The organism is Candidatus Thermoplasmatota archaeon (assembly GCA_035541015.1).
Lineage (GTDB): Archaea > Thermoplasmatota > SW-10-69-26 > JACQPN01 > JAIVGT01 > DATLFM01.
Map to the genome: position 1 here is coordinate 1 of DATLFM010000043.1, position 7,072 is coordinate 7,072.

A 7,072-nucleotide genomic window follows, 5' to 3' on the forward strand; every position below is an offset into this window, starting at 1 on the left:
ACGCGAGGCTCGCGCCCGTCATGCCGCCGCCGACGACGGCGACCGTGGCGGAGAGGTCACCCTGCGCAGGGGGCCGGGGAACGTGGGGCTCGGAGAGCCAGAGGGAGACGGTGGGAGCCACGGGGGCGGGAAAGCCCGGCCAGCGGCTTAACGTTGGCTAGCCGTAGGTCGGAATGTTGAACCCGAGGATCATGAGCTCGGACTTGCCGACCTCGGTGATCTTCGAGGGGTCCCACGGCGGGTCGTGCACGATCTCGACCTCCGCTTGCTTTACGCCGGGCACCGAGAGGACGGCGTTCTCGACTTGCTGCTGGAACAAGCCGGCGGCCGGGCAGGCGACGCTCGTGAGCGTCATCTTGATCTTGACCTTGTCCCCCTCGATCGCCAGATCGTACACGAGGCCCAAGTCCACCATGTTGACCGGGATCTCCGGATCGTAGCAGCCTTTGAGCGCCTCGATCACGGTTTCCTTCTCGACCATCAAGGGCAAGAGCAGAGGGCCCTGCGCTTAACGCTTTGGGCGAGCCGACGGGACCGCGGCGTTTAAATAATCACATAAGGGACAAGTATTATAACGCGGTTATAGCATCACGCAGGCTGAAACTGGGAGTATATAAATGTCCCACGCGCTCGAAATCAAGAATCTCCGCGTGGCCGTCGACGGCCGGGAGATCCTCAAAGGCGTCGATCTCACCGTGCGGTCGGGCGAGATCCACGCCATCATGGGACCCAACGGCTCGGGCAAGAGCACCCTTTCCTACGCCTTGCTGGGCCACCCGAAGTACGAGCTTCTGGGCGGCGAGATCTTGCTCGACGGGGAGAGCCTCGCGGGCCTCTCGCCGGACAAGCGGGCAAAGAAAGGCCTCTTCCTCGGGTTCCAGTACCCAATCGAGGTGCCCGGCGTCGGCTTTGCGAACTTCCTTCGCACGTCGTACAACGCGATCCACGCCGACAAGCCCGCCTCCGTGCCGGAATTCCGAAAGTCCCTCACGGCCAACCTCCAGCTCCTCGGGATGGACAACGCGTTCCTCGCGCGCAACCTCAACGAGGGCTTCTCGGGCGGCGAGAAGAAGCGCGCCGAGATCCTCCAGCTTGCCACGCTGCGGCCTCGCTTTGCCGTCCTCGACGAGACGGACTCGGGCCTCGACATCGACGCCTTGAAGGCCGTCGCCAACGCGATCAACGAGATCCACCTGCAGACGAAGGAGATGGGCGTGCTTCTCATCACGCACTACCAGCGCCTGCTCAAGTACATCCGCCCGCAGTTCGTGCACGTCCTCGTGGACGGCCGCATCGTTCGAAGCGGCGGCGCGGAGCTCGCGCTTGCGCTCGAGGAGAAGGGCTACGATTGGGTGAAGCCGGGGGTGCCGGCGTAATGGCCGCCAACCGCATCGAGGTCGACACGGCCAAGTACGACTTCAAGGACCCGACGACCGAATACGTGTATTCGGTCCCCCGTGGCCTCAGCGAGGACATCGTCCGCAAGATCAGCGAGCTCAAGAACGAGCCGTCGTGGATGACCGACTTTCGCCTGAAGTCCTACCGCCACTTTCTGAAGCGGCCGATGCCGCGGTGGGGCGGCGACCTCGACCACATCGACTTCCAGAACATCCAGTACTACGCGCGGCCCAGCGAGAAGAAGTCGGCCAAGACGTGGGAGGAGGTCCCGGAACAGATCAAGAAGACCTTCGACCGGCTGGGCATCCCCGAGGCCGAGCGAAAGTTCCTCGCAGGCGTGGGCGCGCAGTACGAGTCGGAGAACGTGTACCACAAGATCCGCGAGGATCTGGCGAAGAAGGGAGTCATCTTCGCGGGGCCCGAGGAGGGCCTGCGGGACCATCCGGACATCTTCAAGAAGTACTTCGCCAAGGCGATCCCGCCGGAGGACAACAAGTTCGCCGCGCTCAACAGCGCGGTGTGGTCCGGCGGCTCGTTCGTGTACGTGCCCCCGGGCGTCGAGGTCGACATGCCGCTCCAGGCGTACTTCCGCATCAACGCGGCCAACATCGGCCAGTTCGAGCGCACGCTCATCGTCGCCGACAAGGGAAGCAAGGTCCACTACATCGAGGGTTGCACGGCGCCCGTGTACTCGACGGACTCGCTGCACAGCGCCGTCGTCGAGGTCTTCGCCGAGGAGGACGCGACCGTGCGCTACACGACGCTCCAGAACTGGTCGAGCGACGTGTACAACCTCGTGACGAAACGCGCGCACGCGGCCCGCAACGCGAAGGTCGAGTGGCTGGACGCCAACATCGGCTCGCGCCTCACCATGAAGTACCCTTCCGTGTACCTTACGGGCGAGGGCGCCTCCGCCGAGATCGTCTCGGTCGCCTTCGCCGGACGCGGGCAGCACCAGGACACGGGCGCCAAGGCCGTGCACCTTGCGCCCAACACGACAAGCCGGATCGTCTCCAAATCCATCAGCAAGGACTCGGGGCGTTCCACGTACCGGGGCCTTCTCAAGGTCGCCAAGGGCGCGACGGGCGTGAAGTCGAGCGTGCGTTGCGACGCCCTCATGCTCGACAAGGACAGCCGAAGCGACACCTACCCCTACATCGAGATCGACGAGGAGGACGCCACGATCACGCACGAGGCGACCGTGGGGCGCATCGGCGAGGGCGAGCTTTTCTACCTCATGAGCCGCGGCCTCACCGAGAACGAGGCCATGAACCTCATCGTTCGCGGCTTCCTCGAGATCTTCGTGAAGCAGCTTCCCATGGAGTACGCCGTCGAGTTCAACCGCCTCATCCAGCTTGAGATGGAAGGCGCGGTCGGCTAGGGGACACACATGGCCGAGATGTACCCGACGGCGACCGCCGAGCTTCTCGGCGAGATGTCGCGCAAGGCGCGCGAACCCGCGTGGCTCTCCTCCTACCGCGAGCGGGCGTTTGCGAGCTATCGCGCGCTCGAGTTCGAGACGCACCCGCTGTTCACCCGCTACGTCGAGCGCCCGCGCGACCTGGCCGCGGCGCCCCCGCGCGTCCTCGCGGCCGACCCGCCGCGCGGCACGCCGCCGGAGGGAGCCGGCGGCTCCTACGAGCTTGCCGACCGCGAGCGCGTGAGCAACGCCTGCATGGCCGACCACGGCCTCGTCTTCCTTCCTCTTTCGCAGGCCGTCTCGTCGCGACCGGACCTGGCCGAAGCCCTTCTGTCCGCCCCGCTTCGGTCGCAGCAGAGCGACAAGACGGGGTCGCTCGCCCGCGCCATGGCGCAAAACGGCGTCGTCGTCCACGTGCCCGACGGCCTCGCCGTCGACCAGCCGCTGCTCGTCCGCCTGGCGCCCGCCGGCGGCGCCGTGTTCGCCCGCGTCGTGCTCTCCCTGGGCCGGGGCGCGCGCGCGTCCGTCGCCGTCGAGCTTGCCCCGGGCACCGGGTCCGTGCTCGCCGCGTCGCTGGAGGCGCACGTGGGCGAGGGCGCCTCGCTTAATCTCTCCACGCTGCAGACCGGCGCGCTGGACGCCACGACGCTCGCGGGACGCGACGTTTCGCTTTCGGCTCATGCGCGCGTGTCGTACGCAAGCGTCAACGTCGGCGGGAGCCTCGCCAAGGACCGGCTCCTTGCGCACCTCGACGGACGAGGATCCTCCTTCGAGGGGCGCGAGCTTGCCTTCGGCTCCGGCGAGCAGCGCGTCGATTCCACCGTCCAGATCGTCCACCGGGCCGCCGAGACGACAAGCCATCACCTCTCGAAGGGCGCGCACGCCGGCCGCTCGCGCTCCTACCTCAAGGGGCTCATCACGATCGAGAACGCGGCCGACGAGAGCGACTCCTACCTCGGGCAGTACGCCATGCTCCTTTCCCGCGAATCGCGCTGCATCGCCATCCCGTCGCTTGAGATCGAGAGCAAGAACGTGCGGCGGGCCAAGCACGCGGCCGCCGTCGCCAAGATCGACGACGAGCAGGTGTTCTACCTCCAAAGCCGCGGGCTCGACCGGGCGGCCGCCGCGCGCGCCATCGTGCGCGGTTTCCTCGATCCGACGCTTGAGCGCGTCGCCTGGACGCCCTGGCGCGAAGCCGCCGGCCTGGCCATCGACCGCCGGCTGGTGGGCGGATGACGGGAAGGACCGCCGGCGTCGCGCGCGTCTGTCCGATCGAGGAGCTGCCCCCCGGAACGATGCGGGGCGTCCTCGTGGACGGCCGTCCGGTGCTCGTTGCCAACGTGGAAGGGACCCTGCGGGCGGTCGACCGCATCTGCACGCACGCCGAGGTGGACCTCGCCGGCGGCTGGCTGCGGGCGGGCACCGTCACGTGCCCCGCCCACGGCAGCGAATTCGACCTTGCCACGGGGGAGGCGCTCTCCCCGCCGGCCTACGACCCGCTGGCCGTGCACCGGGCCTTCCTCCAGGACGGCTGGGTGCACGTCGAGATCCGAAGCGAGGAGCGGGAAGGCGGCAAATCATTATGGACCCAACGACCATGAAGAACGAGGTGGACGCATGACCTTCGACGTGCAGGCCGCAAAGCAGGACTTCCCGATCCTCAAGCGCCGCTTCCACGGCAAGCCCGTCGTCTACCTCGACAGCGCCGCGACGAGCCAGCGGCCCAAGGCCGTGATCGACGCGTGCACGCGGTTCTACGAGGAGCAGAACTCGAACGTCCACCGCGCCGTCTACGAGCTTGGCGCCGAAGCCACGATGGCCTTCGAGGACGCACGCGCGAAGGTCGCGCGCTTCCTGGGCGCCTCGCCGCGCGAGACGATCTTCACGCGCGGGGCGACGGAGGCCGTGAACCTCGTCTTCTACGCGTGGGCCAAGAGCACGCTTCGCCCCGGCGACCGCGTCGTGACGACCGTCATGGAGCACCACTCGAATCTCGTGCCCTGGCTTGAGCTTCGCTCGATGGGCGTCGACGTCGCCATCGTCGACGTGAACGACGACGGCACGCTTGCCATGGACGAGATGGGCGAGTCGATCAACGACAAGACGAAGCTCGTCGCCGTGACGCACGCGTCCAACGTCCTCGGAACGATCAATCCGGTGAAGCAGATCGCCAGGATGGCGCACGACGTGGGCGCGCTCTGCCTCGTGGACGGCGCGCAGTCCGCGCCCCACATGAAGGTGAATTTCCGCGACCTCGGCTGCGACTTCTACGCCGTCTCGGGGCACAAGATGCTCGCGCCCACGGGCATCGGCTGCCTGCTCGGGCGCGAGGAGGTGCTGAAGGACATGCCGCCGTTCCATTTCGGCGGCGACATGATCCGCGAGGTGCACCTCACCGGCGCCAAGTGGAACGACCTTCCCTACAAGTTCGAGGCCGGCACCCAGAACATGGCCGGCGCGGTCGGCTTCGCGGCCGCCTGCGACTACCTCGAGCGTCTGGGCATGGACGCCGTTCGCGAGCACGAGAAGTCGCTCACGCGCTACGCCCTGCAGAAGCTCGCCGAGGTGAAGGGATTGCGGAGCTTTGGCCCCACCGACCTTTCGATCCGTGGCGGCGTCGTCTCCTTCGTCATGGACCAGGCGCACCCGCACGACGTTGCCTCCATCCTCGACGCGGAGGCCGTCTGCGTGCGAAGCGGCCACCACTGCGCAATGCCTCTCATGGAGCGCCTGGACGTCCCCGCGACCACCCGCGCGTCGTTCTACGTGTACAACGACGAGCGCGACGTGGACCGCCTGGTGGAAGGGCTTCGCCGCGTGGAGAAGATCTTCGAACGTCGACCCGCCGCCTCGGCGGGGACCGGCGCCCGTCTCACGGGCACCGGCATTCCCGAGGGCAAGGGACGCTGAGGGAGCGCCGCATGGTCGAGGACATGTACCAGGAGCAGATCCTGGACCACTACCAGAATCCGCGGAACTTCGGGGAAATTCCGGACGCCGAACTCTCGGCCCACGAGAACAATCCGTTGTGCGGAGACGACCTGCACCTGTTCGTCAAGCTGCGGGACGGGCAGGTCATCGAGGACGTGCGGTTCAAGGGGCGAGGCTGCGCCATCTCGCAAGCGTCGGCCTCGATGCTCTACGAGTCCCTTAAGGGAAAGTCGCTCGACGAGGCGCGGAAGATCGGGAAGGACGACGTGCTCGGTCTCTTGGGTGTCCCCATCAGCGCGGCGCGGCTCAAGTGCGCCCTCCTCAGCTGGGACGTCCTCCTCGTGGCCACCGGCGCCAAGAAGGAAGGCTAGCGAAGGCTACGGGGCGCCCTCGGCGCTCTGCTCCTTGTAGCGCTGCTCCTCGAGCTTGCTCTCCAGGAGGGCCTTTCGCTCGCGCAGCTTGTCCGTGTACTGCTTGTAGCCCTCCTTCGACAGCTCGCCCAGGCCGAGCTTCACGTTGGCGCGGCTGATCTGGCGGTTGAGCTGCTTGATCTCTTCCTCGATGGAGAGCTGCTGGTGGACGGGGTGATCGGCGAGGTCGTCCGAGGCCGTCGCGCTTGGCGCAAGGTCGGGCGGCGGCGCGGCGGGCGCGGATTGCGACGGAGGCGCGGCCGACGGGGCGCTTGCCCGGTGCGGCGGCGTGTCCTCGCGACGCAGCGCCTCGGGGTCGAGCGGCTTCACGCGGTCGGTCGTGCGGGGCGGGGGCGCCTTCTGCGGCTTCATGGCGTGCCGCAACGACGCGATGGCGGCTCCGCCGATGAGAAGTCCAAGCCCGAGGAAGAACAGGTGGCCGACCCCGAGCGGCACGCGGGCCCCGTCGAGCCATTGCTCGACGTCTGCGATTTGGAAGGCGTGCAGGAAGTAGAGAAGGACCAGCAGGATCCCGGGAACCATGAGCCAGGCGGCGGACGGGCCGCGTTGTTTGTCGGGGTCGGAGAAGAGGCTGTGTGGCGTTGCGAGTACCCCCGGTTGGATTTCGCCCCTTGGACTTCCGACTTTCGAAAGCAAAGCCTGGCGGGAACGGACCTTTGCCCCTCCGCGCGACCGGTTGAACCTTCCCGGTGGCGCCCGCGCGTCCAAGGAAGCGCGGTATCGCACTAGATTCCGCGGTTTCCTCGGGTATACCGCCGCTTGATTCGAAAATGAGCGCACAGGGGGCTTCGTTTTGGCCGCGGGGAACGCGGCTCACGCGGCAGGGGGGGCCCAGCGCAGGATGGGCTCGCGGGCCGCGCGCACCTCGTCCACGCGCGCCACGCTCGTGTTG

General features: G+C 67.4%; 8 protein-coding genes. 6 read left to right on the plus strand and 2 right to left on the minus strand.

The features are described from left to right. Positions 1–157 precede the first annotated feature (157 nt). Positions 158–481, minus strand: coding sequence for an iron-sulfur cluster assembly protein (locus VM681_04160; protein HVL87191.1), 324 nt, complete (start codon positions 479–481; stop codon positions 158–160). Between the two features lie 136 nt (positions 482–617). Between VM681_04160 and sufC the strand changes: the two genes are divergently transcribed. From sufC to VM681_04190, 6 genes are read left to right on the plus strand one after another with little or no spacing between them, the layout of a single operon-like run. Then, on the plus strand, positions 618–1,376 hold the full coding sequence (gene sufC / locus VM681_04165) for a Fe-S cluster assembly ATPase SufC (protein ID HVL87192.1): 759 nt from the start codon (positions 618–620) through the stop codon (positions 1,374–1,376). Further along, on the plus strand, positions 1,376–2,779 hold the full coding sequence (gene sufB, locus VM681_04170) for a Fe-S cluster assembly protein SufB (protein HVL87193.1): 1,404 nt from the start codon (positions 1,376–1,378) through the stop codon (positions 2,777–2,779). Before sufC ends, sufB begins: the two co-directional genes overlap by 1 nt. Before the next feature lie 9 nt (positions 2,780–2,788). Beyond that, complete coding sequence (locus VM681_04175) at positions 2,789–4,054, plus strand: SufD family Fe-S cluster assembly protein (protein ID HVL87194.1); 1,266 nt, start codon at positions 2,789–2,791, stop codon at positions 4,052–4,054. Next, on the plus strand, positions 4,051–4,419 hold the full coding sequence (locus VM681_04180; protein HVL87195.1) for a non-heme iron oxygenase ferredoxin subunit: 369 nt from the start codon (positions 4,051–4,053) through the stop codon (positions 4,417–4,419). The genes VM681_04175 and VM681_04180 overlap by 4 nt, the downstream gene beginning before the upstream one ends. A 16-nt stretch (positions 4,420–4,435) precedes the next feature. After that, positions 4,436–5,728 carry a cysteine desulfurase gene (locus tag VM681_04185; GenBank protein HVL87196.1) on the plus strand — a complete coding sequence of 431 codons (1,293 nt, stop codon included), beginning with the start codon at positions 4,436–4,438 and terminating at the stop codon, positions 5,726–5,728. 11 nt (positions 5,729–5,739) lie between these two features. Beyond that, positions 5,740–6,120, plus strand: a complete 381-nt coding sequence (locus VM681_04190; GenBank protein HVL87197.1) for an SUF system NifU family Fe-S cluster assembly protein — start codon at positions 5,740–5,742, stop codon at positions 6,118–6,120. Positions 6,121–6,126: 6 nt separating this feature from the next. Here VM681_04190 and VM681_04195 read toward each other — a convergent pair whose 3' ends face one another. Further along, positions 6,127–6,702 carry a hypothetical protein gene (locus VM681_04195; GenBank protein ID HVL87198.1) on the minus strand — a complete coding sequence of 192 codons (576 nt, stop codon included), beginning with the start codon at positions 6,700–6,702 and terminating at the stop codon, positions 6,127–6,129. Between the last annotated feature and the right edge of the window lie 370 nt (positions 6,703–7,072).